The organism is Fructilactobacillus sp. X2R1C1 (assembly GCF_059901435.1).
Genome location: NZ_JBWXUV010000046.1, coordinates 1 through 364 on the forward strand (window position 1 = coordinate 1; position 364 = coordinate 364).

1 protein-coding gene is annotated in these 364 nt (G+C 23.1%); it reads left to right on the forward strand.

Annotated elements, in window-relative coordinates; genetic code table 11:
- A partial coding sequence (locus AC6UDG_RS07435; RefSeq protein ID WP_500706952.1) for a DNA cytosine methyltransferase occupies window positions 1-364 on the forward strand: 364 nt, incomplete at both ends.

The window sequence follows — 364 nt, forward strand, 5'->3', positions numbered from 1 at the left end:
GGATAGAAGGATATATTTATATAAATACTATGTTGAATTTTTAAAAAAATACGATCCTAATTTTTTCGTTTTTGAAAATGTTAAAGGTTTGCTTTCTTTTAAAGATATCAATAACAAAAAAATATTAGATGAAATGATAAATGATTTTAATAAAATTGGATATTTTATCCAATTTAAAGTAATTAATATGATAAATTATGGTGTTTCTCAGAGGAGAGAAAGAGTTATAATTTTTGGGGCAAAAGATAAATCTATTGTGAATAACTTTTTTAGTATTTTATCTAATTTTCAAGAAAGTTCAATGTCTGTTAATGATCTATTTTCTGATCTTCCCTTTATGCACAGTGGGGAAATAGATAACCAT